We start from the raw sequence: 25,322 nt of genomic DNA, 5'->3' as shown, positions 1-25,322 counted from the left end.
TGCCCTCGTCCCCCCTCTCGGTTGCCGGCTCCTGCCGGTCTGGTCGGTCACCGGCTCGGCCGGCGTGGTTCTGCGTTCATGTTGTTTTATCCCCGTTTCTGTTTGACTGTCAAGTGATTCCGGGGATAAGTTGTGGCCATGGTCACCCAGACGTCCACCGACCAGCTCCTCGGCACCCCGGTGGTGCCCGGGCTGGCGACCGGGCCCGCGCTCGTGGTCCGCTCCGAGATCAGCCCCGCCGCCATCGAGGCCTTCGACGGCGCCTCCCTCGACGAGGAGGCCGCCCTGCGGGCCTACGACGACGCCGCGGGCGCGGTCGCGGCCGGCTTCGAGCGCCGCGCGGGCAGCGCCCACGGCGCGGCCGCGGAGGTGCTCACCGCCAGCGCGGGCCTGGCCCGTGACAAGGGCCTGCGCATCGCCGTGCGCAAGCACCTGCGCTCCGGTGAGGACCTGCTGAGCGCCCTAACCGCCGGTGTCGAGCAGTTCGTGGGTGTCTTCACGCAGATGGGCGGGCTGATGGCCGAGCGGGTCACCGACCTGCGCGACATCGAGCGCCGGGTGCTGGCGCACCTCGTGGGCGAGCCCGAGCCGGGCGTGCCCACGCCGCAGGAGCCGTCGGTGCTGGTGGCCGAGGACCTCGCGCCCTCCGACACGGCGGGGCTCGACCCCACGGTGGTCGTCGCGCTGGTGACCGAGCGCGGCGGGCCCACGAGCCACACCGCGATCATCGCGCGCCAGCTCGGCATCCCCTGCGTGGTCGGCACGGCGGGCGCCATGGGCCTGCGCTCGGGCACCCGCCTGCTGGTCGACGGGTCCACCGGCGTCGTCGAGCTCGACCCCGACGAGGCCGACACGGCCCGCCGGGTCGCGGCCGACCGCGAGGTCCGCGCGGCGGTCGAGGGCTGGACCGGCCCGGGGCGCACCACCGACGGCACGAGCGTGAAGATCCTGGCCAACGTCGCCGACGGCGAGAGCGCCGCGGGCGCGGCCACCGGCCCCGTCGAGGGTGTCGGGCTCTTCCGCACCGAGCTTTGCTTCCTCAACCGCACCGAGGAGCCCTCGGTCGAGGAGCAGGCCGACATCTACTCCGACGTCCTGTCGCCCTTCTCCGGTGAGCGCTACGTCGTCGTGCGCACCCTCGACGCCGGCTCCGACAAGCCGGTCGCCTTCGCGACCCACGACGGGGAGGAGAACCCCGCCCTGGGCGTGCGCGGGCTGCGGCTCTCCTTCGACAACCCCGGCCTCCTGGAGCGTCAGCTCGACGGCATTGCCGCTGCCGCGGAGCGCACCGGCACCGAGACCTGGGTGATGGCGCCCATGGTCGCCACGGTCGCCGAGGCGGCCGGGTTCGCGGAGGCGGTGCGCTCCCGCGGGCTCAAGGCCGGGGTCATGGTCGAGGTGCCCTCCGCCGCCCTGCTCGCCCACCGGATGCTCGAGGTGGTCGACTTCCTCTCGATCGGCACCAACGACCTCACGCAGTACGCCATGGCGGCCGACCGCATGGCCACCGACCTGGCGCACCTCACCGACCCGTGGCAGCCCGCGGTGCTGCAGCTGATCGCCATCACCGCCCACGCGGGCCAGGAGGCCGGCAAGCCCGTGGGCGTGTGCGGCGAGGCCGCGGCCGACCCGCTGCTGGCCTGCGCGCTGGTCGGCATGGGGGTCACCTCGCTGTCGATGGCCTCGGCCGCGGTGCGGTCGGTCGGCGCCCGCCTCGGCACCGTGTCGATGGCCACGTGCGAGGAGGCCGCGGAGGCCGCGCTCTCGGCGCCCGACCCGCAGGCCGCGCGCGCCGCGGTGCTCGCGCTGCTGGAGGGCTGAGCGGGTCCGGGCCTGGGGAGCCCGGCCGGACCGGCTCCGCCGGGACCGGCTCCCCACAATGGGGGTCGCGGGTGCGGCGGCGCGCTCGCAGACTCGCTGGGTGAAGCCTGTCGCGCGCCGTGCGGTGACCGGGGCGCTCGTCGCGCTCCTCGCCCTCGCCCTGCCCCTCCTCCCCCTCCTCCCGGCGCCGGGCCCGCACCGGGCCGGGATCGGCCCCGGCGCGGCGGCGGCGGCCGAGCCGTGGAAGCCTCCCGCGCTGGTGCGCACCATCGGCGGCACCGGTCGCGCCAGCCTCTTCCCCTGGGGCCTGGCGTGGAACCCCGTCTCGCAGCGCTGGATCGTCGGCGACTACTTCAACTACCAGGTGCGCACCTTCGACGCCGACTGGCGCTCCACCGGCGTGCTCCCGCAGCCCAGCGCGGCCTCGGGCGACCCCGAGTCGGTCCTGGCCTCGGTGGCCGTCGACCCGCGCACCGGCGAGACCTACGTCGGCAAGCCCAAGCCCGACACCCTGGCCCACTACGCCGCCGACGGCACGCGGCTGCCCGACGTCGTGGTCGACCCGACGTCCGGCTCCCAGACCTACACCGCGTGGGTCACCGTGGACGACGAGGGCTACGTGTGGGTGCTCGACAGCCACCTGTGGAACACCGACGCCGACCCCTCGCGGCTGATCCGCCTGGCCCCCGGCGGGGGCGCCCAGGTCTCCTCCTGGGACCTGTCCTTCCCGGGTCAGAAGCCGGGCCAGTTCTACGGCATCGACGTGGGCTCCGACGGACGGGTGTACCTCGCCGACGCCGTCAACCGTCGGGTCCAGGTGCTCTCGCCCGACGGCACCCTGATCCGCTCGATCGGCACCTCCGGCGAGGCCGACGTGCCCGGCGCGCTCTCGGGCGACCTGCGCAGCGTGGTGGTCGACGACGAGGCCGGGCGCCTCTACGTCGTCGACGCGGTGCAGGACCAGGTCGAGGTCTTCGACCTCGACGGCCGACCGCTGCTGCAGATCGGCGGCCACGGCACCGAGCCGGGGCGCCTCGTCGCCCCGCGCCAGCTCGCCTTCGGGCCCGAGGGTGACCTGTGGGTCAGCGAGTACGGCAACTACCGCATCCAGGCCTTCGATCCCCTGACCGGCGCCTCGCGCGGGGTCGAGCCGACCCCGCTGCCCGAGCGCCCCGGCGGGCAGCTGGGCCAGCCGCGCGACGTCGGCGTCGACCCCGCGACCGGCGCGGTCTGGGTGGCGGACTCCTGGAACCAGCGCTTCTGCCGCTACGCCGCCGACGGCACGTGGACCGGCTGCTGGGGCGGGCGCGGCAACACCCCGCCCTACGGCGTGAAGTACCCCCGCGGCATCGCCGTCGACGCCGCGCGCGACCGCGTCTGGGTGAGCAACAACGCCGGCGGCACGATCTTCGTCTACGACGACGAGGCCGGCTTCCTCTTCCAGGTCGGCGAGGAGGGCAACCGCCGCAACAACGAGCCCGGCATGCTCGAGAAGCCCTTCGGGATGGCCTTCGGCAGCGGCTACGCCTACGTCGCCGACCCCGGGTCGACCTACGAGAACAGCAGCGCCCAGGTCAAGGTGCTCGACGCCGACACCGGCGCGCAGGTCGCCACCATCGCGCGCAACGCGCGGACGGTGGCCGTCGACGAGGCCACCGGTCTGGTCTACGTCGCCGACACGGGCACCAACCAGCAGAAGATCTACGTCTACGGCCCCACCGGCGGTCCGGCGCTGCGCAGCTTCGGCGGCAGGGGCACCGCGGCCGGCAAGTTCACCGGCCTGTGGGGCGTCACCGTCTCCGACGGCGTCGTCTACGCCACCGACGAGGCGCAGTCGAGGGTGCAGGCCTTCACGACCGGCGGGGCCTTCCTCGGGCGCTGGGGCTCGGTGGGCTCGGGTCCGCTGCAGCTGCGCAACCCCGCCGGCATCACCCACGACGCGGCGGGCCTGCTCTACGTCGCGGACTCCTCCAACGACCGGGTCGTCGTGCTCGACCCGGGCCGCGCGCGCCCGGCGTACCTCTTCTCACGGCCCACGCTGACCCTGACCTCGCCGGCCACGGGCTCGGTCACGCCCGGCCCGGTGGTGGTCGAGGGCCTGGCGGGAGACGACCGGTCGCTGGCCTCGGTGGAGGTGTCGGTGCGCGACCGGTCCACGGGCCTGTGGTGGGACCCGACCACGGCCACCTGGGCGACCGCGCAGACCTGGGGTCTGGCCCCGTGGTCGGGGAGCACCACCTCGGCCCGGTGGCGCTGGGTCTTCCCCGGCGCCGAGACCGACCACGACTACCACCTCGAGGCCCGGGCCCGCGACGCCGACGGCACGGTCTCGGCGCCGGTGCGCAGCACCGAGGTCTCGGTGCGCGAGCCCGACCCGGTGGCGCCGAGCACCACCGTGACCCCGCCCGGCACCACCCTCCTGCCCGGCACGGTCGCCCTCTCCGGCGACGCGGGCGACGACCGCGGCGTGGCCGCGGTGCGCTGGGCGGTGCAGCACGTGCGCAGCGGACGCTGGTGGACCGGCAGCGCGTGGGCCGTCGACCCCACCTGGTCGACCGCGACGCTGGCGGCCCCCGGCGCCACCTCCACCGGCTGGAGCGCGACCTGGACCCCGCCGGCCGCGGAGCAGTACGTCGTGGTCGCCCGCGCGGTCGACACCGGCGGGGGAGAGGACCCCGTCGGCGCCTCGGCCTCCTTCGTCGTCGACCTCGCCGAGCCCGACCGGACCGGTGCCGAGACCCGGGTGACGTCGCCGACCGCGGGGCAGGTGCTCCCGCCGGGCGACGTCGTCCTCGCCGGCCGGGCCACCGACCTCTCGGGGGTGGGCTGGGTCGACGTGGCGCTGCAGGACCGGGCCACGGGGCGGTGGTGGGACGCCGCGACCGGGGCGTGGGGGCCCTTCACCTGGAACGACGGCGCCTCGACGCCCGCCGCGCGCTTCGCCAGCCCCACCACCTGGTCGTGGACCTGGCCGGCGCTGGCGCCGGGGGCCTACCGGATGGGCGCCCGGGCGCGCGACGGCGGCGGTCGCGCCGACGCGACCCCCGCCTGGGTCGACGTGAGCGTCGGCTGACGCCCTTTTGGGGGCCCCGGTGTGCGCGCGGTAGCCTTCACCGGTTGCCCGCAGCACGTCGCACGACGTGGCCACGGGCAGCGGCACCACCTCGCACGACCCTCACACGAACACCGCCGTCCAACGGCCGCGGAACGAGAGTGCCCGGGAGAACAGGCCCCGGCGCGCCGCGCAGCGAACGCCCACCTCGGGCACGGAAGGAGACCGCATGTCGATCGGTACCGACGCGGAGACCAAGAAGAAGATCATCGCCGAGTACGCCACGACCGAGGGCGACACCGGCTCGCCCGAGGTGCAGATCGCGCTGCTGAGCCACCGCATCAGCCACCTCACCGAGCACCTCAAGCAGCACAAGCACGACCACCACAGCCGTCGTGGTCTGCTGCTGCTCGTCGGCCAGCGCCGTCGCCTGCTGAACTACCTGCAGAAGACGGAGATCGCCCGCTACCGCTCGATCGTCGAGCGTCTCGGCCTGCGTCGCTGACACCGCGTTGACGGGCGGAGCGGCTGCCCCTCGTGGGCAGCCGCTCCCTCGCATTTACGGCTCCGGGCACTACGCTCGGAGACGGAACAACTGAATCTCCACACCATCTCCACCCACCAGGAGCGACCCGCATCGTCGGCCCGGTCCTCGGTAGTGGCCCTCAGACCCGCCAGGAGGCGGACGCGCTGCGGGCCTCGATCGAAGACCGGCCCCCTCCCAGCAGCTATCGGGAGGGTCACCCACGCGGGATCCTCGTCGCAAGACGCCCGCCACCTCGAGCGGGGACGCCGCGGTCCGCTCCGCGAGCACAGAACAAGGACACCCCTTGACCGAGAACACCACGGCTGAGCCCGTGATCTCCGCCGTCGAGACCGTCATCGACAACGGTCCCTTCGGCACCCGCACCGTCAAGTTCGAGACCGGGCTGCTGGCCCGCCAGGCCGCCGGCTCCGTCACGGCCTACCTCGACGACGACACGATGCTGCTCTCCGCGACCACCGCGGGCAAGCACCCCAAGGACCACTTCGACTTCTTCCCCCTGACGATCGACGTCGAGGAGCGGATGTACGCCGCGGGCCAGATCCCCGGCTCCTTCTTCCGCTCCGAGGGTCGCCCGGGCGAGGACGCCATCCTCACCTGCCGCCTCATCGACCGCCCGCTGCGCCCGACCTTCAAGAAGGGCCTGCGCAACGAGGTCCAGGTCGTCATCACGGTGATGGCGCTCAACCCCGACACCCCCTACGACGTGCTGGCCATCAACGCCGCGTCGATCTCCACCCAGCTCTCCGGCCTGCCCTTCTCCGGCCCGGTCGGCGGCGTGCGCGTCGCCCTCATCGACGGCCGCTGGGTCGCCTTCCCGAAGCACTCCGAGCTCGAGCGCGCCGTCTTCGACATGGTCGTCGCCGGCCGCGTCACCGAGACCGGCGACGTCGCCATCATGATGGTCGAGGCCGAGGCCACCGAGCAGACCTGGACCCTGGTCCAGGGCGGCGTGCAGGCCCCGACCGAGGAGATCGTCGCCGGCGGTCTCGACGCGGCCAAGCCCTTCATCAAGCAGCTGGTCGAGGCGCAGGTCGAGCTGGCCAACGTGGCCGCCAAGCCCGTGCAGGAGTTCCCGATCTTCCTCGACTACGAGGACGACGTCTACGCCGCCGTCGAGGCCGCCGCGCAGTCCGACGTGGCCGCCGCGATGACCATCGGCGACAAGCAGGAGCGCGAGGCCAAGACCGACGAGGTCAAGGCCGCCGTCCTGGAGAAGCTCGCCGGCCAGTTCGAGGGTCGCGAGAAGGAGCTCGGCGCCGCCTTCCGCTCGCTGACCAAGGCGCTCGTGCGCGAGCGCGTCCTGCGCGACAAGGTCCGCATCGACGGTCGTGGCCTGGCCGACATCCGCCCGCTGCACGCCGAGGTCGGCGTGATCCCGCGCGTGCACGGCTCCTCGCTCTTCGAGCGCGGCGAGACCCAGATCCTGGGTGTCACCACCCTCGACATGCTCAAGATGGAGCAGCAGCTCGACACCCTCTCCCCGGAGAAGTCGCGCCGCTACATGCACAAGTACGTCTTCCCGCCGTTCTCCACCGGCGAGACCGGCCGCGTGGGCTCGCCCAAGCGCCGCGAGGTCGGCCACGGTGCGCTCGCGCGCCGCGCCCTGCTGCCCGTGCTGCCCACCCGCGAGGAGTTCCCCTACGCGATCCGCCAGCTCTCCGAGGCCATGGGCTCCAACGGCTCCACCTCGATGGGCTCGGTCTGCGCCTCGACGATGTCGCTGCTCCAGGCCGGCGTGCCGCTGCGCGCCGCCGTCGCCGGCATCGCGATGGGCCTCATCTCCGGCGAGGTCGACGGCTCGACGCAGTACGTCGCGCTGACCGACATCCTCGGCGCCGAGGACGCCTTCGGCGACATGGACTTCAAGGTCGCCGGCACGCGCGAGTTCGTCACCGCCCTGCAGCTCGACACCAAGCTCGACGGCATCCCCGCCGAGGTGCTCGCCGCGGCCCTGACCCAGGCCCGCGACGCGCGCCTGGCGATCCTCGACGTCATGGCCGAGGCCATCGACGAGCCCGAGGAGATGGCAGAGACCGCGCCGCGCATCATCACCGTGCGCGTGCCCGTCGACAAGATCGGCGAGGTCATCGGCCCGAAGGGCAAGATGATCAACCAGATCCAGGACGACACCGGCGCCTCGATCTCCATCGAGGACGACGGCACCGTCTACATCGGCGCCACCAGCGGTGCCGCCGCCGACGCCGCGAAGGCCGCGATCAACGCGATCGGCAACCCGACGATGCCCGAGGTCGGCGAGCGCTACCTCGGCACCGTCGTGAAGACGACCAACTTCGGCGCCTTCGTGTCGCTGATGCCGGGCAAGGACGGGCTGCTGCACATCAGCAAGCTGCGCGGCCTGGCCGGCGGCAAGCGCGTCGACGCCGTCGAGGACGTCGTCGCGGTGGGCCAGAAGGTCCAGGTCCAGATCGCCGAGATCGACGACCGCGGCAAGCTCTCCCTGATCCCCGTGGTCGAGGAGACCGAGGGCGGCGACGACGCCGCCGCGGAGACCGCCCCCGAGGAGGCCTGACCCTTCGTGGTTGCTGCACCCCGGTCGACCCGCCCGAGCACCTCGGGCGGGTCGACCGCTTCCCAGGCCGGTGCGTCCGGCCCCTCCGCCCCGTCCGACCGCGGGCTCGCCGCCCGCGGCACGGGCACGGCCCACACGCTGCAGACCGTCACCGACGCCGCGGGCGCCGTGGTGTCGCTGGTGCGGCGTACGGTCCTGCCCGGGGGGCTGCGGGTCATCACCGAGCACATGGCCGGGGTCCGCTCGGCCAGCATCGGGGTGTGGGTCGGCGTCGGCTCCCGCGACGAGGACGACACCCTGCACGGCTGCTCGCACTTCCTCGAGCACCTGCTCTTCAAGGGCACCGCGGAGCGCTCGGCGCTGGACATCTCCATCGCGCTCGACGCGGTGGGCGGTGAGTTCAACGCCTTCACCGCCAAGGAGTACACCTGCTTCCACGCCCGGGTGCTCGACGACGACCTGCCGCTGGCCGTCGACGTGCTCGGCGACATGATCACCGCCAGCCGCATCGACGCCGACGACGTCGAGGCCGAGCGCGACGTCATCCTCGACGAGATCGCGATGCACGACGACGACCCCGACGACGTGGTGCACAACCTCTTCGCCGAGCAGGCGTGGGGCTCCACCTCACCGCTGGGCCGCTCGATCGCGGGCACCGAGGAGTCGATCACCGCGATGACGCGCGAGCGCATCGTGGCCTTCTACCGGCGCCACTACCGCCCCGCCACCATGGTGGTCGCGGTGGCCGGCAACGTCGACCACGACGTGGTCGTGGCGCAGGTCGAGGCCGCCTTCGGCCGCGGGGGCTTCCTCGACGGCGACGAGGAGCCGGTGACCCTGGCCCCGGGTGGCGCGGACGACGCGGCCGGCGGGCGGGCGCTGCTGCCCGTGCGCCCCGGCACGGTCGCCACCACCCGCCCCTTCGAGCAGGTCAACGTCGTGCTCGGCATGGAGGGCATCACCCGCAACGACCCGCGCCGCTTCGCGCTCGGGGTCATCAACACCGCCCTCGGTGGCGGCACCTCCAGCCGGCTCTTCCAGGAGGTCCGCGAGCGTCGCGGACTGGCCTACTCGGTCTACTCCTTCGAGAGCCACCACCTCGACTCCGGCCTGGTCGGGGTCTCGGTGGGCTGCCTGCCGGCCAGGCTCGACGACGTGCTCGCCGTGGTGCGCGCCGAGCTGGCCCGGGTGGCCGCCGACGGCATCACCGCCGAGGAGCTCGAGCGCGGCAAGGGCATGCTCCGCGGCGGCCTCGTGCTGGGCCTGGAGGACTCCGGCTCGCGGATGTCGCGGCTGGGCAAGGCCGAGCTGGTCTACGACGAGCTGCTCGGCATCGACGAGGTCATCGAGCGCATCGACGCGGTGACCCTGGAGGAGACCCGGCGGATCGCGGCCGAGATCTTCGCCCGCCCCGAGATCCTCGCGGTGGTCGGGCCGGCCTGAGCCGGCCCCGTCCCGCGCGCCCTGCAGCGGGCGTCGTCGTCGGGCGGCGCGCTCAGCGCCGTCCGACGATGCCGACGACCGAGGGCACCTTGCGCTGCACGACCTGCACGCGGAAGCCGCCCTCGGCGAGCGCGGCGGAGCACTTCTCGACGATGGTCGGGACCTCCTCGGGGCGCGTGGCCTCGAAGAAGAGGTAGACCGCGCCGCCCGGCACGACCCGCTCGTGCAGCAGCGCGATCTCGTCGGCGCAGTCGCGCACCCAGAAGAGGTTGACGTTGAAGGCGTAGACCTTGTTCAGGCGCTTGACCGGCACCCGCAGCGTGGCCAGGTCGATCTGGCGCACGGTGAGGCGCCCCGACTCGACGTAGCGCGCGCAGCGGCGCTTGGTGCGGTCGACGCCGGACTCCGAGCGGTCGATCGCGAAGAGCTTGCCGGTCTCCAGCCGGCTGCAGATCAGCTCCGCGCCCGCGCCGGGTCCGCAGCCGATCTCGAGCACGTGGTCACCCGGCTGGACGTCCATGAGGTCGACCGACCAGCGGATCCGGGCCGGGATCGTCTGCAGCACCATGGGGGCAAGACTGCCAGAAGTCCGCGAGCGCGTGGCCGGTAGGTTGGCGCCGTGGAAGCAGCGCAGTCGCAGGACGGTCGGCAGGGGCACGCCCCGGGAGCCCTGAGGGTCGGTGTGCTCGGCGCGCGCGGCAAGGTCGGCAGCGCCGTCTGCGCCGCGGTGCGCGGGGCCGAGGGCCTCGAGCTCGTCGCGCAGGTCGACGCCGGCGACTCCCTCGACGTGCTGGCCGAGCAGCGGGTCGAGGCCGTCGTCGACTTCACCCACCCCGACGTGGTCATGGGCAACCTCGAGCGCTGCGTCGCCGAGGGCGTCCACGCCGTCGTCGGCACCACCGGCTTCGACGAGGAGCGCCTGGCCACGCTGCGCGGCTGGCTGGAGGACTCCCCGGGCACCGGGGTGCTCATCGCCCCCAACTTCTCCATCGGCGCGGTGCTGATGATGCGCTTCGCGGCGCTGGCGGCGCCCCACTACGAGTCGGTGGAGATCGTCGAGCTCCACCACCCCGACAAGGCCGACGCACCCTCCGGCACGGCCCGTCGTACGGCGGAGCTCGTCGCCGCCGCCCGCCGCGAGGCGGGGCTGGGCCCTGCGCCCGACGCGACGTCGACCGCGCTCGACGGGGCCCGCGGGGCCGACGTCGACGGCGTGCCGGTCCACGCCCTGCGGGTGCGCGGTCTCGTGGCCCACCAGGAGGTCGTGCTCGGCGGCGTGGGGGAGACCCTCACCATCCGCCACGACTCCCTCGACCGGGCCTCCTTCACCCCCGGGGTGCTGGCCTCCCTGCGCGTGATCGGGTCGCGCCCGGGCCTCACGGTGGGGCTGGAGCACCTGCTCGACCTGGGCTGAGGGTCGACGGGGGTCGACCGGTCCCGGGGCCGGACCGGGACCCGAGGCGCCGGTAGCCGCTGGCCGGCGATCCGTCCCCAGGTCCTGCGCTGACGCGGCGTCGCGGACATCTGCAGGTTCGTGCGATGCACGAACCTGAGGTGCGGCGCCGGTTCCAACGCCCGCCCCCCGCTTGGCAGGGTCGTCCCCGACGCCGTCCCTCCGGACGGCGCAGGCGAGAGGGATGCACGCATGAGAAGGACCACGGGGATCGCGGCGGCCGCAGTGCTGGCGCTGGGGGCGCTCGGCGCCCAGACCACCGGCGCGCTCGCGGGCCCCGGGGAGGGCCGGTCCGCCGGCCCCGCCGCGGGCGGCACGGTGCAGCAGCTCGACGGCGCCACCGGCGCGGCGCGCGACGCGGTCGCGGCGCTCGCCGCCCACCCCCGCGCCGCGCTCGACGCCCCGGGCCAGCAGGTGCGCGCCACCCAGACGATGCTCGACCCCAGCGGCGCCACCCACGTGCGCATGGAGCGCACCTACCGCGGCCTGCCCGTGCTGGGCGGTGACCTGGTGGTCCACCAGGGGGCCTCCGACGCCTGGCGCGGCGTGAGCCAGTCGCTCGACACCCCCCTCGACCTGTCGGTCACGCCCGCCGTCGCGGCCTCCCGTGCCGCCGCGCGGGCCACCGCCCCGGCGGCCGACACCCGCTCGATCGCCCGCATGGAGGTCTCCGCCGACCAGGCTCCCCGCCTGGTCGTCGACGCCCTCGCCGGCACGCCCCGCCTCGCGTGGGAGGTCGTCACGACCGGTCGCCAGGACGACGGCACCCCCAGCCGTCTGGCCAGCTACGTCGACGCCCGCACCGGGCAGGTGCTGCGGCGCGAGGAGCAGATCCAGACCGTCGACGGCTCCGGCCAGTCGCTCTACGGCGGCACGGTGCCGCTGCAGGTCGCCCCCGCGGGGTCGGCGTACGAGCTGCGCGACGTGACCCGCGGCGGCACCTACACCGTCGACCTCGCGGGCAAGCAGGACTCCGCCCTGTGCGGTGTGCTCGGCGTCGGCTGCGCCACCGGCAAGGTCGTCTCCAGCCCCACGACGAGCTTCGGCAACGGCACGACCAGCGACCCCGACTCCGCCGGCGTCGACGCGCAGTACGGCACCGACGTCACGTGGGACTACTACTCCGACGTGCACGGTCGCGAGGGCATCTTCGGTGACGGCTCCGGCTCCTACAACCGGGTCCACTACGGCAAGAACTACGTCAACGCCTTCTGGGACGGCGAGAAGATGACCTACGGCGACGGTGACGGCACCAACTTCGGTCCGCTCGTCTCCCTCGACGTCGCGGGCCACGAGATGTCGCACGGCGTCACCGAGAACACCGCCGGCCTGACCTACTCGGGGGAGTCGGGCGGTCTCAACGAGGCCACCTCCGACATCTTCGGCACCATGGTCGAGTTCTACGCCGCCAACCCCGCCGACCCGGGCGACTACCTGATCGGCGAGGAGTTCGACCTGAAGGAGAAGGTCGGCTTCCGGCGCATGGACGACCCCATCGCCGACGGCAGCTCGCCCAACTGCTACTCCGCCGACACCAAGAACCTCGACGTCCACTACTCCTCGGGCGTGGGCAACCACTTCTTCTACCTGCTCGCCGAGGGCTCGGGCGCCAAGACGATCGGCGGGGTCGCGCACCGCTCGACGACCTGCGACGGCTCCACGGTCACCGGCATCGGCCGCGACCAGGCCGACGCGATCTGGTTCCGCGCGCTGACGGTCTACATGACCTCCGGCACCACCTACTCGCAGGCCCGGGCGGCGACGCTGTCCGCCGCCCGCGACCTCTACGGCGCCGGGAGCGCCCAGGAGTCGGCGGTGGCCGCGGCCTGGACCGCCGTGAGCGTGGCCTGACCCGGCGCGCCCCTTGACCGTGGGCTCGTGCCGGACGGAAACGGCACGGTCCCACCTGGTCGCGGACCCGGTCCTCCGTGGGGGAGGGACCGGACGCGACGAAGGCCCGCACCCCTCGGGGTGCGGGCCTTCATCTGTCCCTGGCCCGCTGTGCGGGCTTCGCTGTCGGCGGGGCCGCTCAGGGCTCGACGGTGACCTTGATGGCCTCGCCGGCCTTGACGATCGCGAAGGCGTCGAGGGCGCGCTCGAGCGGCACGTGCTCGGTGATGAGGTCCTTGACCGGCACCTGGCCGGTGGAGATGTACTCCAGCGCGCGCTTGTTGTGCTCGGGGGCCGAGCCGTTGGCGCCGTGGATGTGCAGCTGGCGGTAGTGCACGACGTTGGAGTCGCAGGTGATGGTCGGGTCGGTCTTGGGCAGCCCGCCGAAGAAGGAGATGCGGCCGTTGCGCGCGGCCATGGCGATGGCCTGCTCCTGGGTGACGTTGGCCGCGGTGGCGGTGATGATGACGTCGGCGCCGCGACCGTCGGTGAGCTCCATGACCCGCTCGACCACGTCGACCTCGGCGCCGTTGATGACCTCGTCGGGCTGCACCGCGTCGGCCGACATCGCCAGGCGGGCGGCGTTGACGTCGACGAGGAAGACCTTGCCGACCTTGTGCACGCCGCGGGCGATGCGGATGTGCATGCAGCCGATCGGGCCGGCGCCGAAGACCACGAGGGTGTCGCCCTCCTCGATGTCGAGCAGCTCCTGGGCGTTGATCGCGCAGGCGAAGGGCTCGGCGGCCGAGGCCTCGTCGTAGCCGACGTTGTCGGGGATCCGGTTGAGCCCGTCGACCTTGAGCACCTGCTGCGGCACGATCATGTACTCGGCGAAGCCGCCGTCGTACTGGTAGCCGACCGAGGTCTGGTTCTGGCAGACCGCCATCCACCCCTTGCGGCACTCGTGGCACTCCCCGCACGGCACGGCGGCGATGACCTGGGCCCGGTCTCCGACGGCCCAGCTGCTGCCGTAGGTGGCGTTGACGTCGGCACCGACCTCGACGACCTCGCCGGCGATCTCGTGGCCGATGGTGCGCGGGGGAGTGAGGTTCTGGTGGCCGTTGTGGAAGATCTTCACGTCGGTGCCGCAGGTGGAGCAGTTCTTCACCTTGAGCTTGACCTCGCCGGGCCCGCACTCGGGCTCGGGCACGTCCTCGAGCCGGACGTCCTCGGGGGCGTAGAACCGCAGGGCCTTCATGTGTCTCCTCCAGGGGTGCTGTCGACGGGAGTGACCGCGGTCACCCACGGATCACCCTAGACCTCGGCCGCGGGGCCGGGGCTCGCGCCGACCCTACCCGCGTTTGTGTGGAAACGCACCCGCTTGTGTTGGTTTGTTGCTTGACGACCCCCCATGGTGGGGGATATAAACAGCGAAACGAAGGTGGGTGACCGCGGTCACAGATCGTCCGACCCGCCTCGACACGGGATCCCGGCTCTGCCGGGCTGTTCGAGAGAAGGCGCCATGGCCAGCACCACCCACACAGCACCCGGAAGGTCGGGGGCACGCGTCCACGTCCAGCGGTTCGGCACGTTCCTGTCCAACATGGTCCTGCCCAACATCGGGGCGTTCATCGCCTGGGGCCTGATCACGGCCCTGTTCATCGAGACCGGCTGGATCACCCTGATCGGCGACAAGCTGGGCTACGCGGGGGGATACGGCTTCGTCGAGGACCTCGGCGCCTGGGGGTCCGGCGCCGACGGCACCGGGATCGTCGGCCCGATGATCACGTACCTGCTGCCGCTGCTCATCGGCTACACCGGCGGCAAGATGATGTACGACGGCAACATGCGCGGCGGCGTGGTCGGCGCCATCGCCACCATGGGTGCCATCACCGGCGCCAGCGTGCCGATGTTCCTCGGGGCCATGGTGATGGGCCCGCTCGGCGGCTGGTCGATGCGCAAGCTCGACGCGCTGTGGGACGGCAAGATCCGCCCCGGCTTCGAGATGCTCGTCAACAACTTCTCCGCCGGTATCTGGGGCGGCTTCCTCGCGGTCATCGGCTTCGTCGTGGCCGGACCCTTCGTGGAGGCCTTCAGCGACGCGGCCTCCAACGTCATCGACACCCTGGTCGAGAACAACCTGCTCCCGCTGACGTCGATCTTCATCGAGCCGGCCAAGATCCTCTTCCTCAACAACGCCGTCAACCAGGGCATCCTCACCCCGCTCGGCACGTCCGAGGCCGCCGAGAACGGCAAGTCGATCCTCTTCCTGCTCGAGGCCAACCCCGGCCCGGGCCTCGGTCTGCTGCTGGCCTTCATGTTCTTCGGCAAGGGTGCGGCCAAGGCCTCGGCCCCCGGCGCCATCGTCATCCAGTTCATCGGCGGCATCCACGAGATCTACTTCCCCTACGTGCTGATGAAGCCGATCCTGGTGCTCGCGGTGATCTCCGGCGGCATGGCCGGCATCGCCACCAACCTGATCTTCGACTCCGGCCTGCGCTCGCCGGCCTCGCCCGGCTCGATCATCGCGGTGTGGGCGGCAGCCCCGCCCAGCAGCCTGCTCGGGGTCACGGCCTCGGTCGTCGTGGCCGCGGGCGTGTCGTTCCTCGTCGCCTCCTTCCTGCTCAAGCTCGACCGCTCCGAGGACGCCGGCGACCTCGCCGCGGCCACCGCGGACATGGAGGCCCGCAAGGGCAAGAAGTCGTCGGTGTCCTCCGCGCTGACCGGTGCGGGCGCGGGCACCGGGGCGATCCACTCGATCGTCTTCGCCTGCGACGCCGGCATGGGCTCCTCCGCGATGGGCGCCTCGGTGCTGCGCAAGAAGGTCCAGGCCGCCGGCTTCTCCGACGTCAGCGTCACCAACAAGGCGATCTCCAACCTGCGCGACGACGTCGACCTCGTGGTCTCCCACCAGGACCTCACCGACCGGGCCCGGCAGCGCAGCGGCTCGGCCCTCCACGTCTCGGTCGACAACTTCATGCAGAGCCCCGCCTACGACGAGATCGTCGACCTGCTGCGCCAGCGCAACGGCGCGGGCGGTGCCCCGACCCCGGCGTCGGCGGAGGAGGAGGGCGCCCTCGGCGGCGCGCTCCTGGCGCGCGAGTCGATCGTGCTCGACGGCACGGCCCGCACCCGCGACGACGCCATCACCGAGGCCGGCCGTCTGCTCGTCGCCGCCGGGGCCGCGGAGCCGGCGTACGTGGAGGCGATGCACGAGCGCGAGGCGTCGGTGTCCACCTTCATGGGCAACGGCCTGGCCATCCCGCACGGCACCAACGAGGCCAAGTCCTCGGTGCACCGCACCGCGATCTCGCTCGTGCGCTACTCCGACGGGCTGGACTGGAAGGGCAAGCAGGTGCGCTTCGTCGTGGGCATCGCCGCCGTCGGCAAGGACCACCTCAAGCTGCTGGGTCGCATCGCCGAGGTGTTCCTCGACGACGACCAGGTCGCCCGGCTGGAGCGGGCCTCCACCACTGACGAGGTGCTCGAGGTGCTCGGCCAGGTCCAGCCCGCCTGACCCGGCCCGGGCGCGCCCCTGCCCGACCACGCACGGCCCCCGGCTCCGGCCGGGGGCCGTCGTGCGTCGCGGCGCCCGGCGACCAGGTGCGGCGGGCGGTCAGACGGCCAGGCGCAGGAGTGCTGCGGTCGCCGCGGCCCCGACCACGACGACGAGGAAGGGCGCCCGGGCCAGGAGCAGCAGCACCGCCGCGCCCAGACCGGCCAGGCGGGCATCGACCTCGAGCCGCCGGTCGCCGGCCAGCACCTGCACGGCGACGAGCGCGGCCAGCAGCGCCACCGGCAGCAGGTCGGCCACCCGCCGCACGACCGGACGCTCCAGCACCCGCTCGGGCACCGAGAGCCCGGCCAGCTTGAGCAGGTAGCAGCCCACGCCCGCGCCCAGCACGGCGAGCCACGTCGCGCTCACGCGACCGGACCGCCCGGGTCGGGCCGGTCACGGCGCAGCACGCCGACCAGCAGCGCCACCCCGCCCGCGACGAGCACGGGCACGCCCGCGGCCGTGAGGGGTACGGCGCCCAGCGCCACACCGGCCGCGGCGAGCGCCACCAGGCGGGTCGGCAGGTCGCGCAGCCGCGGCCAGAGCAGGGCCAGGAACGCCGCACCCACCGCGGCGTCGAGGCCGAGGGCGCGGGGGTCGCCGAGCGACCCGCCGGCGAGGGCGCCGAGGAGGGTGGCGAGGTTCCACAGCGCGAAGACGGCCAGGCCGGTCGACAGGAACCCCAGACGGGCGAGCGCGGTCGTGGGGCGCGCCACCGCCATCGCGGTCGACTCGTCGATCAGCAGGTGGGCGGCCAGCGCCCGGCGACGCCCGCGCCAGGCCAGCAGCGGGGCGAGGCGCAGCCCGTAGAGGGTGTTGCGGGTGCCGAGCAGCAGCGCGGTGACCGCACCCGAGGCGGGGCTGCCGCCGACGGCGAGCACGCCGACGAGCGCGAACTGCGAGGCCCCGGTGAACATCAGCAGCGACAGGACGCAGGTCTGGGCCACGTCCAGTCCCGACGAGACCGACACCGCGCCGAAGGAGAGGCCGTAGGCGCCGGTGGCGAGCCCGATGCCGAGGCCGTCGCGCACGATCGCGCGCCGCTGCACACGCTCACGGCCCGGGCCTCCGCCCGGCTCCCCGGTGGGCTCCTGGGCCGCGGGACGCTGTGCGCCGTCGCCGGGTGGGGTGGTCACGGTGGCCGCGTCAGACCAGGGAGGTGTGCAGCCGCACCTGCGAGACCACGGTGGTGCCGTCACCGGTGAGGTCGAGGCGACGGTGGGCGCCGTCGGCGGCCCAGCCCGCGCCCACCAGGAAGGCCCGCAGGGCGTCGTCGGCCGCGATCGACCACAGCACGGCCCGGGTGAAGCGGTCGGCCTGCAGGGTCTCGGCCGCCGCCTGCAGCAGCCGCGACCCGTGGCCGCGCCCGCGGTCGGCCGCGGCCACGACGAGCTCGACGACCTCCGCGTCGGCCACCGGGTCGCAGTCGGGGTCGGCGGCGGGGGTGAGCACCACGAAGCCGGTGGGCCGGTTGCGCTCGAGGGCGACGAGCACGCGGTTGCGGGCGTCGGCGGGCCGGGCCAGCGACCGGGCCCAGGTCTCGGCCGCGGCCGCCTCCGCCTCGGGGCCGCTCGGCAGCGCGTCGACCGGCACGGACCCGGCGTACAGGTCGGGCCAGGCGCGCAGCTGGAGGGCGGCGATGGCGGCGGCGTCGTCGGCCCACGCCACCCGCACGGACACGTCGGGGCCGGCAGAGGTCATGGCGCGATCCTCGCAGCACCCGGCGGCCCCGGGCCGTTGCCCCCCGGGTCTAGGGTCGGAGGCATGGAGATTCGTAACCTCGGAAAGAGCGGCCTGAAGATCTCGGCCATCTCGTACGGCAACTGGCTCACCCACGGCTCGCAGGTCGAGGAGGACGCCGCCCTGGCCTGTGTGCGGCAGGCGCTGGAGGAGGGCATCACGACCTTCGACACCGCCGACGTCTACGCCAACACCGCCGCGGAGAGCGTGCTCGGCCGGGCGCTCGCCGGCGAGCGGCGCGAGGGCCTGGAGATCTTCACCAAGGTCTACTGGCCCACCGGCCCAGGCGCCCACAACGACCACGGCCTGTCGCGCAAGCACATCATGGAGTCGATCGACGGCTCGCTCTCGCGCCTCGGCACCGACTACGTCGACCTCTACCAGGCCCACCGCTACGACTACGAGACCCCGCTCGAGGAGACGATGGAGGCCTTCGCCGACGTCGTCCACTCCGGCAAGGCGCTCTACATCGGCGTCTCGGAGTGGCGCGCGGAGGAGATCCGCGCCGCCCACGCGCTGGCCCGCGAGCTGCGCATCCCCTTCGTCTCCAACCAGCCGCAGTACAACATGCTGTGGCGCGTCATCGAGTCGGAGGTCGTGCCGACCTCGGAGGAGCTCGGCATCGGCCAGGTCGTCTGGTCGCCGATCGCGCAGGGCGTGCTCACCGGCAAGTACAAGCCCGGCCAGGACGCCCCCGCCGGCTCGCGCGCCACCGACAGCAAGGGCGGCGCCGACATGATCAGCCGCTGGATGAAGGACGACGTGCTCGAGCGCGTGCAGCAGCTGCAGCCCATCGCCGACGAGGCCGGCCTGACCCTGGCCCAGCTGGCGATCGCCTGGGTGCTGCACAACCCCAACGTCTCCTCCGCGATCATCGGCGCCAGCCGCCCCGAGCAGGTCACCGACAACGTCAAGGCCGCCGGCGTGAGGCTGGAGGACGAGGCGCTGAGCCGCATCGACGAGGTGCTCGACCCCGTCGTCGAGCGCGACCCGGCCAAGACCCAGTCGCCGAGGACCCGGGACTTCTCCGACCGCTGAGCCTCGACACCGAGCCTCGACGACGCCGGGGCGCCGCCGCCCCTGACGCACACCGCCCCCCGACCGAGACGGTCGGGGGGCGGTGTCGTGCCGGGACGTGGTGCCTGGGCTGCCGGGTCAGCGGTAGTGCTCGGGCAGGCTCTGGCCGAGCTTGACCTTCGCCTTGGGCAGCCGCATGAACTTCATCTGCAGCGCCCGGGTGAGCGCGTAGTACGTCGTGCCCTTGAGTGCGGTGTCGGGGAAGCGCCGCTTGAGCTCGCGTCGCATCTTGAAGCGCAGGAAGACCATGTCGAGCACGACGAGCAGCAGCGTGCCGAAGAGGATGGTGTTGCCGATGCCGGCCAGCGTCGCGTTGCCGGAGTAGGTGAGGATCATCGTGATGATCAGCAGCGGGATCATCAGCTCGATGAAGGAGAAGCGCACGTCGACGAAGTCGCGGATGAAGCTGCGCACCGGCCCCCGGTCGCGGGCCAGGAAGTAGCGCTCGTCGCCCTCCTTCATCGCCTTGCGGACCTTCTGGCTCGACTCCACGCGGGCGGCGCGCTGGGCCTGGGCCTGCTCGCGCCGCGTGCGCGGCACCTTGGCGCGGGCCCGGGCGGCGGCCTCGGCCTCCTTGCGGGTGGGCGTCGGGCGCCCCTTGCCGCCGGGCTTGACGACCGGCGGCGCCTCGGTGGTGGTGTCGGACTTGCTGCGACCAAACAACGCGGTGACCTCGTGACGGGCGGGGAGCGGACGGAGAGGGTGCTGAGCGTGAGGGCGGCCCCGCGCACCTGCCCGGTGCCAGCCTACCGGCGTCGTGGCGCCGTCGGCGGTGCGGTGGCAGTGCGGTGACGGTGCGGTGACGGTGCGCCGGAGGTGCCGCCCGGCCGCCCGTGCGTGCCCGTGCCCCGGTGGCCGTGGCCGGTGTTGCCGCGCGGCCGTAGGGTGAGCACCACAGCCGCACCCGTCCGGAAGAGGGACCAGCACCCCATGAGCCTCATGAAGCGCATCAGCCTGATCTTCAGGTCGAAGGCCAACACCGCCCTCGACCGTGCGGAGGACCCCCGCGAGACGCTGGACTACAGCTACCAGCGCCAGCTCGACCTGCTCTCGAAGGTCCGCCGCGGCGTGGCCGACGTCGCCACCAGCCGCAAGCGGGTCGAGCTGCAGGTCAACCAGCTCGAGCAGCAGGGCGCCAAGCTCCAGGGCCAGGCCCAGAAGGCCATCGACATGGGCCGCGAGGACCTCGCCCGCGAGGCACTGACGCGCAAGTCGGCCCTCAACGGCCAGATCGACGACCTCAAGGCCCAGCACGCGCAGCTCCAGGGCGAGGAGGAGAAGCTGACCCTCGCCCAGCAGCGCCTGCAGGCCAAGGTCGAGTCCTTCCGCACGCGCAAGGAGACGATCAAGGCCACCTACACCGCCGCGGAGGCCCAGACCCGCATCAACGAGGCGATGTCGGGCATCGGCGAGGAGATGGGCGACATCGGCCTGGCCATGCAGCGTGCCGAGGACAAGACCGCGCAGATGCAGGCCCGCGCGGGTGCCATCGACGAGCTGATCGCCTCCGGTGCGCTCGACGACGCCAGCTCCCTCAACCGCGGCGACGACATCAGCCGCGAGCTCGACGCGATGAGCTCGCAGTCCGACGTCGAGGCCGAGCTCGCCCGCCTCAAGGGCGTCTCCGCCCCCGCGCAGCCGCAGGCCATCGAGGGTGGCGACGGCGGCGACATCCTCGCCGCCGAGCCGCAGAAGGCCGAGCAGCCCCGGGACGGCCAGGCATGATCGTGCGCATCCTCGGCGAGGGGCAGTACGACGTCGCCGACAACGCCCTCGACCGTCTCAACGCGCTCGACGCCGCGGTCGAGACCGCCGTCGAGGCCGGCGACGAGGACGCCTTCGCCCCGGCGCTGCACGCCCTGCTCGAGGGCGTGCGCACCGTCGGCGTGGCCCACGCCCTCGACAGCCTCGACGAGTCCGACCTCATCCTCCCGCCCGCCGACGCCAGCCTGGCCGAGGTGCGCGAGATGCTCGCTGACGACGGGCTCATCCCCGGCTGACCCTCCGTCGGGCCCCGCCCTCCCGCCCCAGGCCGCTCACAGGGTCCTCTTGGGCAGGTCGGGGACACTGGGTCCATGGCCCACTCCCGCTTCGTCAAGGACCGCGGCCTCACCGCGCGGATGACCCTCGTGATGTTCCTCCTCGGGCTGCTCTTCGTGGTGCTCGTCGTCGGGCTGATGGCGGTCTTCCGCAGCCCGGGCCTCGGTCTGCTCATCGGCGTGGCCGGCCTCGGCTTGGTGTGGTGGCAGTGGTACTCCTCCGACACCGTGGCGATGAAGGCCATGCGTGCGCGCGAGGTGACCCCGCAGCAGGCCCCCGAGCTGCACGGCATGATTGACCGGCTGTGCGCCCTGGCCGACATGCCCAAGCCGCGGGTCGGCATCGCCGACAATCGGCTGCCCAACGCCTTCGCCACCGGGCGCTCCCCGGAGCGCGCCGTCGTCGTCGTCACCACCGGCATCATGCAGACCCTCAACGCCGAGGAGCTGGAGGGCGTGCTCGCCCACGAGCTCTCCCACGTCGCGCACCGCGACGTGCTGGTGATGACCGCGGCCTCCTCGGCCGGCATCCTCGCCGGCACGCTCACCCAGGGTGCGCAGTACGGCGCGATCTTCGGCGGCGGGCGCCGCGACAACAACAACGGGCTCCCGGTGTGGCTGCTCGTGCTGCTGGTCAGCGTGGTCACCTACGCCGTGAGCTTCGTGCTCATCAAGGTCCTCTCGCGCTATCGCGAGCTCTCGGCCGACCGCTCGGGGGCCTACCTCACGATGAACCCCCAGGGACTGGCCTCCGCGCTGCAGAAGATCACCGGCGAGATCAACACGATCCCGCAGAAGGACCTGCGCGCCACGCAGTCGATGAACGCCTTCTTCATCGCCCCCGCCGTGCGCGGTGCCTCGCTGAAGACCCTCACCAGCACCCACCCCTCGCTCGAGCAGCGCCTCGAGCAGCTGGCCCGCATCCAGGCCGAGCTCGGACGGCCGGCGCTCTGATGGGCTTCCTCGACGCGTTTCTGGGGCGCACCACCCCCAAGCAGGCCAACCTCGACGCGCTCTTCCTCGTGCCCAGCGCGGCGATCACCCTGCAGGCCTCGGCCGGTCTGCGGCCCACCGGCTCCGGGGCGGTGTGCTACCGCGCCGCCGGCGGCGCCGCCTTCGGGCAGGTCGAGGCCGACATCCTCGCGCTGCTGCGCGACGCCCCCGACGCGCCCGAGGTGCGCACCAGCCGCGACGAGTTCGGCTTCACCTGGCTCGTCGTCGACGACGACCCCGACGACGTCGCGGGTCTGTGCACCGACCTCCACGCGGTCAACACGACCCTGGAGGCCCACGGGTTCGGTCCCGGGCTGCTGTGCTCCCTGGTGCCCTTCCAGGACGCTTCCGGGCGTCGGGTGGGGCTGGTCTACCTCTACAAGCAGGGCACCTTCTACCCCTTCGCCCCGTCGGGTCCGCAGCAGCGCGACAACCTCACCGAGATCTCCCTGCGCGAGACCCTGGCCGGCGAGCTGCCCGTGGAGAGGGACATGTCGCGCTGGCTCGCGGTCTGGGGCGCACCGGGCCTGTGACCCCGCCGCCTGGACCGGCCGTACGGCGCACACGCGTGCTCCCAGGCACTAGGGTCTGACGAAGGAGCCATCCACCGCGCCCACGTCCCCCCGCGGGGGTCGCGGTCCCACCCCCAGGAGCGTCGTGTCCCTCTCGGAGCAGTCACGGACCCAGCCCGCGCCGCCGATGGCGCCGCACGGCGACGGCTCGGCCCTCGACCGCCAGCGCGTGGTGGAGATCGACCGCTACCAGGTGCTCGTCGACCCGCCGCGCGACGACCTGGTCGCCCTGGTCGAGGTGGCCGCCCAGGTCGCCGACGTGCCGATGGCCACCATCAACCTCATCTCCGACACCTCCCAGCACCAGATCGCCACCAAGGGCTTCGACGCCTCGGTGTGCAGCCGGGAGGACTCGATGTGCGCCGCGGTCCTCCACGAGGACGAGCCGGTCATCGTGCCCGACGCCTCCCAGGACGAGCGCTTCCGGGACAACCCGTTCGTCACCGGGGTGCTCGGCGACGTGCGCTTCTACGCCACCCACCAGCTGACCACCCCGGGCGGAGTGGTCATCGGCACGCTGTGCGTCTTCGACACCGTGCCGCGGCAGCTCTCCGCCGCGCAGGAGGACTCCCTGCAGAAGCTGGCCGACCGCGTGGTCGACCTCCTGGAGCTCGAGCTGCGCAGCCGTGAGCTCGCGGCCTCCGTCGTCGAGCTCGAGCAGGCCCGGGTCGAGCTGGAGCGCTCCAACCAGCAGCTGGCCGCCTTCGCCGGCCAGGTCAGCCACGACCTGCGCAACCCGCTCACCGCCGTCGCCATGTCGCTGAGCATGATCGAGGAGGAGGTCGACCCGGAGTCCGACGACCTCCAGTTCCTCGTGCGCCGTGCCCGCGGCGGCGCGACGCGCATGCAGTCGATGATCGACGACCTGCTCGCCTTCGCGCGCGTGGGGGCCGAGCTGACACGAGAGCCGGTGGACCTCGACGAGGTCGCCGCCGAGGTCCACGAGGACCTCGAGACCGCGTTGGTCGGCGCCGAGCTGACCATCGACCCGCTGCCCACCGTGCCGGGCGACCACGTGCAGCTGCGTGCCGTCCTGCAGAACCTCGTGGCCAACGCCGCGAAGTTCACCCGGCCCGGGCAGCCGGCCCGCATCGAGGTCCGCGCCCGACCGACCGTGGTCCTCGGCCCCGGGGTGGCCGACCCGCTCGACCCCGAGGCGGGCCAGGGCGTCGACGGCTGGCGCGTGGAGGTCGTCGACCACGGCATCGGCATCCCCGCCGAGCAGCGCGACCGCGTCTTCGAGCCCCTGGCCCGCGTCGCGACGGAGGTGCCGGGCTTCGGCATCGGCCTGGCCACGGTGCGCCGCATCGTCGAGGCCCACGGCGGCGACGTCGGTGTCACGGAGACCGCTGGCGGCGGGGCCACCGTCTGGTTCGCCCTGCCGCTCTGACCTGGCGACCCGTCGGCCCGGCCCACGGCCGGGACCGCGGGGCGGCCCCGGCGTACGGGTCGGGTCAGTCCTTGGCGGTGCGTCCGGGCAGGGCGAGCATCCGCTCGAGCGCCACGAGCGCCCACTTCTCGGTCTCGGGGTCGACCTCGATGCGGTTGACCACGGTGCCCGCGACGAGCGACTCCATGGCCCACACGAAGTGGGGCAGGTCGATGCGGTTCATCGTGGAGCAGTAGCACACGGTCTTGTCGAGGAACGTGATGCGCTTGTCGGGGTGGGCGGCGGCCAGCCGCTTGACGAGGTTGAGCTCGGTGCCGATGGCCCAGCTCGAGCCTGCCGGTGCGGCCTCGATGGTCTTGATGATGAACTCGGTGGAGCCCACCAGGTCGGCCTTCAGCACGACCTCGTGGGTGCACTCGGGGTGCACGAGGATCTGCACGTCGGGGATCGTGGCGCGCAGCTGGTCGACGACCTCGGCGGAGAAGCGGCCGTGCACCGAGCAGTGGCCCTTCCACAGGATCATGGTCGCGTCGGAGAGCTGCTCGGGGCTCAGGCCGCCGTCGGGGCGGTGGGGGTCGTAGACGACGCAGTCGTCGAGGCCCAGGCCCATCTGCAGCACGGCGGTGTTGCGGCCGAGGTGCTGGTCGGGCAGGAACAGGACCTTCGCACCGCCGGCGACGCCGCCCTTCTGCTCGAAGGCCCACTCGAGGGCGACCTCGGCGTTGCTCGAGGTGCACACCACCCCGCCGTGGCGACCGCAGAAGGCCTTGATGTCGGCCGAGGAGTTCATGTAGGTCACCGGCACGACCGAGTCGGCGACGCCGGCGGCCTCGAGGGCGGCCCACGCGGCCTCGACCTGGGTCAGGCGCGCCATGTCGGCCATGGAGCAGCCGGCGGCGAGGTCGGGGAGGATGACCTGCTGGTCGGGGCCGGTGAGGATGTCGGCCGACTCGGCCATGAAGTGCACGCCGCAGAAGACGATGTACTCCGCGTCGGGGCGGGCCGCGGCGTCGCGGGCCAGCTTGAAGGAGTCGCCGGTGACGTCGGCGAAGGCGATGACCTCGTCGCGCTGGTAGTGGTGGCCGAGCACGAAGACCTTGTCGCCCAGCGCCTCCTTCGCCGCCCGGGCGCGTGCGACCAGGTCGGGGTCGGAGGCCGGGGGGAGGTCGCCCGGGCACTCGACGCCGCGCTCGGCGGACAGGTCGGTGCCGCGGCCCAGCGGCAGCAGCGGGAGGTCGACGGTCGTCATGCCCCGATCGTATTCCTGCCACCCGCGCTC

Annotated in this window: 21 protein-coding genes; 14 read left to right on the top strand and 7 right to left on the bottom strand. The window is 73.1% G+C overall.

Annotated features, from left to right (window positions below):
* Window positions 1-138: 138 nt before the first annotated feature.
* From ptsP to IR170_RS13650, 5 genes are all read left to right on the top strand, one after another.
* On the top strand, window positions 139-1,821 hold the full coding sequence (ptsP, locus tag IR170_RS13670) for a phosphoenolpyruvate--protein phosphotransferase (RefSeq protein WP_193664908.1): 1,683 nt from the start codon (window positions 139-141) through the stop codon (window positions 1,819-1,821).
* Between the two features lie 100 nt (window positions 1,822-1,921).
* Window positions 1,922-4,894: an NHL repeat-containing protein gene (locus IR170_RS13665; RefSeq protein WP_193664907.1), complete on the top strand. Its 2,973-nt coding sequence runs from the start codon at window positions 1,922-1,924 to the stop codon at window positions 4,892-4,894.
* A gap of 208 nt (window positions 4,895-5,102) precedes the next feature.
* Window positions 5,103-5,378, top strand: coding sequence for a 30S ribosomal protein S15 (rpsO, locus tag IR170_RS13660; RefSeq protein ID WP_056862426.1), 276 nt, complete (start codon window positions 5,103-5,105; stop codon window positions 5,376-5,378).
* Between the two features lie 325 nt (window positions 5,379-5,703).
* Window positions 5,704-7,950, top strand: coding sequence for a polyribonucleotide nucleotidyltransferase (locus tag IR170_RS13655; RefSeq protein WP_193664904.1), 2,247 nt, complete (start codon window positions 5,704-5,706; stop codon window positions 7,948-7,950).
* Between the two features lie 6 nt (window positions 7,951-7,956).
* On the top strand, window positions 7,957-9,393 hold the full coding sequence (locus IR170_RS13650; RefSeq protein WP_193664902.1) for a M16 family metallopeptidase: 1,437 nt from the start codon (window positions 7,957-7,959) through the stop codon (window positions 9,391-9,393).
* A gap of 52 nt (window positions 9,394-9,445) precedes the next feature.
* Here the strand turns inward: IR170_RS13650 and IR170_RS13645 are convergent, their stop codons facing one another.
* Window positions 9,446-9,961: a class I SAM-dependent methyltransferase gene (locus IR170_RS13645; RefSeq protein WP_056862428.1), complete on the bottom strand. Its 516-nt coding sequence runs from the start codon at window positions 9,959-9,961 to the stop codon at window positions 9,446-9,448.
* Window positions 9,962-10,063: 102 nt separating this feature from the next.
* Here IR170_RS13645 and dapB point away from each other — a divergent pair, with 102 nt between their 5' ends.
* A complete protein-coding gene (gene dapB, locus IR170_RS13640; protein ID WP_193665218.1) occupies window positions 10,064-10,807 on the top strand; it encodes a 4-hydroxy-tetrahydrodipicolinate reductase in 744 nt (247 codons plus the stop codon).
* Window positions 10,808-11,038: 231 nt separating this feature from the next.
* Window positions 11,039-12,697 (top strand): M4 family metallopeptidase, encoded by a 1,659-nt coding sequence (locus tag IR170_RS13635; protein WP_193664900.1) that lies wholly within the window; start codon window positions 11,039-11,041, stop codon window positions 12,695-12,697.
* Window positions 12,698-12,875: 178 nt separating this feature from the next.
* On the opposite strand, the gene IR170_RS13630 is transcribed toward IR170_RS13635, so the two are convergent.
* Entirely contained in the window at window positions 12,876-13,934 is a 1,059-nt protein-coding gene (locus IR170_RS13630) for a zinc-dependent dehydrogenase (protein ID WP_056862430.1), read from the bottom strand.
* 264 nt (window positions 13,935-14,198) lie between these two features.
* Between IR170_RS13630 and IR170_RS13625 the strand changes: the two genes are divergently transcribed.
* Entirely contained in the window at window positions 14,199-16,193 is a 1,995-nt protein-coding gene (locus tag IR170_RS13625) for a PTS mannitol transporter subunit IICBA (protein WP_193664898.1), read from the top strand.
* A gap of 99 nt (window positions 16,194-16,292) precedes the next feature.
* Here IR170_RS13625 and IR170_RS13620 read toward each other — a convergent pair whose 3' ends face one another.
* From IR170_RS13620 to IR170_RS13610, 3 genes are read right to left on the bottom strand one after another with little or no spacing between them, the layout of a single operon-like run.
* Window positions 16,293-16,601: an AzlD domain-containing protein gene (locus IR170_RS13620; RefSeq protein ID WP_056862432.1), complete on the bottom strand. Its 309-nt coding sequence runs from the start codon at window positions 16,599-16,601 to the stop codon at window positions 16,293-16,295.
* A complete protein-coding gene (locus tag IR170_RS13615; RefSeq protein WP_319805078.1) occupies window positions 16,598-17,368 on the bottom strand; it encodes an AzlC family ABC transporter permease in 771 nt (256 codons plus the stop codon). The genes IR170_RS13620 and IR170_RS13615 overlap by 4 nt, the downstream gene beginning before the upstream one ends.
* A 10-nt stretch (window positions 17,369-17,378) precedes the next feature.
* Entirely contained in the window at window positions 17,379-17,933 is a 555-nt protein-coding gene (locus IR170_RS13610; RefSeq protein ID WP_193664895.1) for a GNAT family N-acetyltransferase, read from the bottom strand.
* A 63-nt stretch (window positions 17,934-17,996) separates the two neighbouring features.
* Here IR170_RS13610 and IR170_RS13605 point away from each other — a divergent pair, with 63 nt between their 5' ends.
* Window positions 17,997-19,010 carry an aldo/keto reductase family protein gene (locus IR170_RS13605; RefSeq protein ID WP_193664893.1) on the top strand — a complete coding sequence of 338 codons (1,014 nt, stop codon included), beginning with the start codon at window positions 17,997-17,999 and terminating at the stop codon, window positions 19,008-19,010.
* A 117-nt stretch (window positions 19,011-19,127) separates the two neighbouring features.
* Here the strand turns inward: IR170_RS13605 and IR170_RS13600 are convergent, their stop codons facing one another.
* Window positions 19,128-19,712, bottom strand: a complete 585-nt coding sequence (locus IR170_RS13600) for a DUF3043 domain-containing protein (protein WP_056862435.1) — start codon at window positions 19,710-19,712, stop codon at window positions 19,128-19,130.
* A gap of 267 nt (window positions 19,713-19,979) precedes the next feature.
* Here IR170_RS13600 and IR170_RS13595 point away from each other — a divergent pair, with 267 nt between their 5' ends.
* The 5 genes from IR170_RS13595 (at window position 19,980) to IR170_RS13575 (ending at window position 24,043) form a co-directional block, all read left to right on the top strand.
* On the top strand, window positions 19,980-20,774 hold the full coding sequence (locus IR170_RS13595) for a PspA/IM30 family protein (protein WP_193664891.1): 795 nt from the start codon (window positions 19,980-19,982) through the stop codon (window positions 20,772-20,774).
* The gene (gene pspAA, locus IR170_RS13590; protein WP_056862437.1) at window positions 20,771-21,049 is read left to right on the top strand and encodes a PspA-associated protein PspAA; all 279 of its coding nucleotides are present in this window, start codon (window positions 20,771-20,773) and stop codon (window positions 21,047-21,049) included. Before IR170_RS13595 ends, pspAA begins: the two co-directional genes overlap by 4 nt.
* A 75-nt stretch (window positions 21,050-21,124) precedes the next feature.
* Window positions 21,125-22,042, top strand: a complete 918-nt coding sequence (htpX, locus tag IR170_RS13585; RefSeq protein ID WP_193664889.1) for a zinc metalloprotease HtpX — start codon at window positions 21,125-21,127, stop codon at window positions 22,040-22,042.
* Window positions 22,042-22,614 carry a PspA-associated protein PspAB gene (gene pspAB / locus IR170_RS13580; RefSeq protein ID WP_193664887.1) on the top strand — a complete coding sequence of 191 codons (573 nt, stop codon included), beginning with the start codon at window positions 22,042-22,044 and terminating at the stop codon, window positions 22,612-22,614. Before htpX ends, pspAB begins: the two co-directional genes overlap by 1 nt.
* 124 nt (window positions 22,615-22,738) lie before the next feature.
* Window positions 22,739-24,043, top strand: a complete 1,305-nt coding sequence (locus IR170_RS13575; RefSeq protein WP_319805077.1) for a sensor histidine kinase — start codon at window positions 22,739-22,741, stop codon at window positions 24,041-24,043.
* A gap of 64 nt (window positions 24,044-24,107) precedes the next feature.
* Here IR170_RS13575 and nadA read toward each other — a convergent pair whose 3' ends face one another.
* The gene (gene nadA / locus IR170_RS13570; protein ID WP_193664884.1) at window positions 24,108-25,292 is read right to left on the bottom strand and encodes a quinolinate synthase NadA; all 1,185 of its coding nucleotides are present in this window, start codon (window positions 25,290-25,292) and stop codon (window positions 24,108-24,110) included.
* Between the last annotated feature and the right edge of the window lie 30 nt (window positions 25,293-25,322).

The organism is Nocardioides kribbensis, from assembly GCF_015070375.1.
GTDB lineage: Bacteria > Actinomycetota > Actinomycetes > Propionibacteriales > Nocardioidaceae > Nocardioides > Nocardioides kribbensis.
This window is presented reverse-complemented; position numbering and strand designations above follow the sequence as displayed.

Excerpts from the sequence above, each read along its gene's own strand:
- ptsP (WP_193664908.1), top strand. The coding sequence starts at position 139 with ATGGTCACCCAGACGTCCACCGACCAGCTCCTCGGCACCCCGGTGGTG.
- rpsO (WP_056862426.1), top strand. The coding sequence starts at position 5,103 with ATGTCGATCGGTACCGACGCGGAGACCAAGAAGAAGATCATCGCCGAG.
- IR170_RS13645 (WP_056862428.1), bottom strand. The coding sequence starts at position 9,961 with ATGGTGCTGCAGACGATCCCGGCCCGGATCCGCTGGTCGGTCGACCTC.
- IR170_RS13635 (WP_193664900.1), top strand. The coding sequence starts at position 11,039 with ATGAGAAGGACCACGGGGATCGCGGCGGCCGCAGTGCTGGCGCTGGGG.
- IR170_RS13630 (WP_056862430.1), bottom strand. The coding sequence starts at position 13,934 with ATGAAGGCCCTGCGGTTCTACGCCCCCGAGGACGTCCGGCTCGAGGAC.
- IR170_RS13625 (WP_193664898.1), top strand. The coding sequence starts at position 14,199 with ATGGCCAGCACCACCCACACAGCACCCGGAAGGTCGGGGGCACGCGTC.
- IR170_RS13610 (WP_193664895.1), bottom strand. The coding sequence starts at position 17,933 with ATGACCTCTGCCGGCCCCGACGTGTCCGTGCGGGTGGCGTGGGCCGAC.
- IR170_RS13605 (WP_193664893.1), top strand. The coding sequence starts at position 17,997 with ATGGAGATTCGTAACCTCGGAAAGAGCGGCCTGAAGATCTCGGCCATC.
- IR170_RS13595 (WP_193664891.1), top strand. The coding sequence starts at position 19,980 with ATGAGCCTCATGAAGCGCATCAGCCTGATCTTCAGGTCGAAGGCCAAC.
- pspAA (WP_056862437.1), top strand. The coding sequence starts at position 20,771 with ATGATCGTGCGCATCCTCGGCGAGGGGCAGTACGACGTCGCCGACAAC.
- htpX (WP_193664889.1), top strand. The coding sequence starts at position 21,125 with ATGGCCCACTCCCGCTTCGTCAAGGACCGCGGCCTCACCGCGCGGATG.
- pspAB (WP_193664887.1), top strand. The coding sequence starts at position 22,042 with ATGGGCTTCCTCGACGCGTTTCTGGGGCGCACCACCCCCAAGCAGGCC.
- nadA (WP_193664884.1), bottom strand. The coding sequence starts at position 25,292 with ATGACGACCGTCGACCTCCCGCTGCTGCCGCTGGGCCGCGGCACCGAC.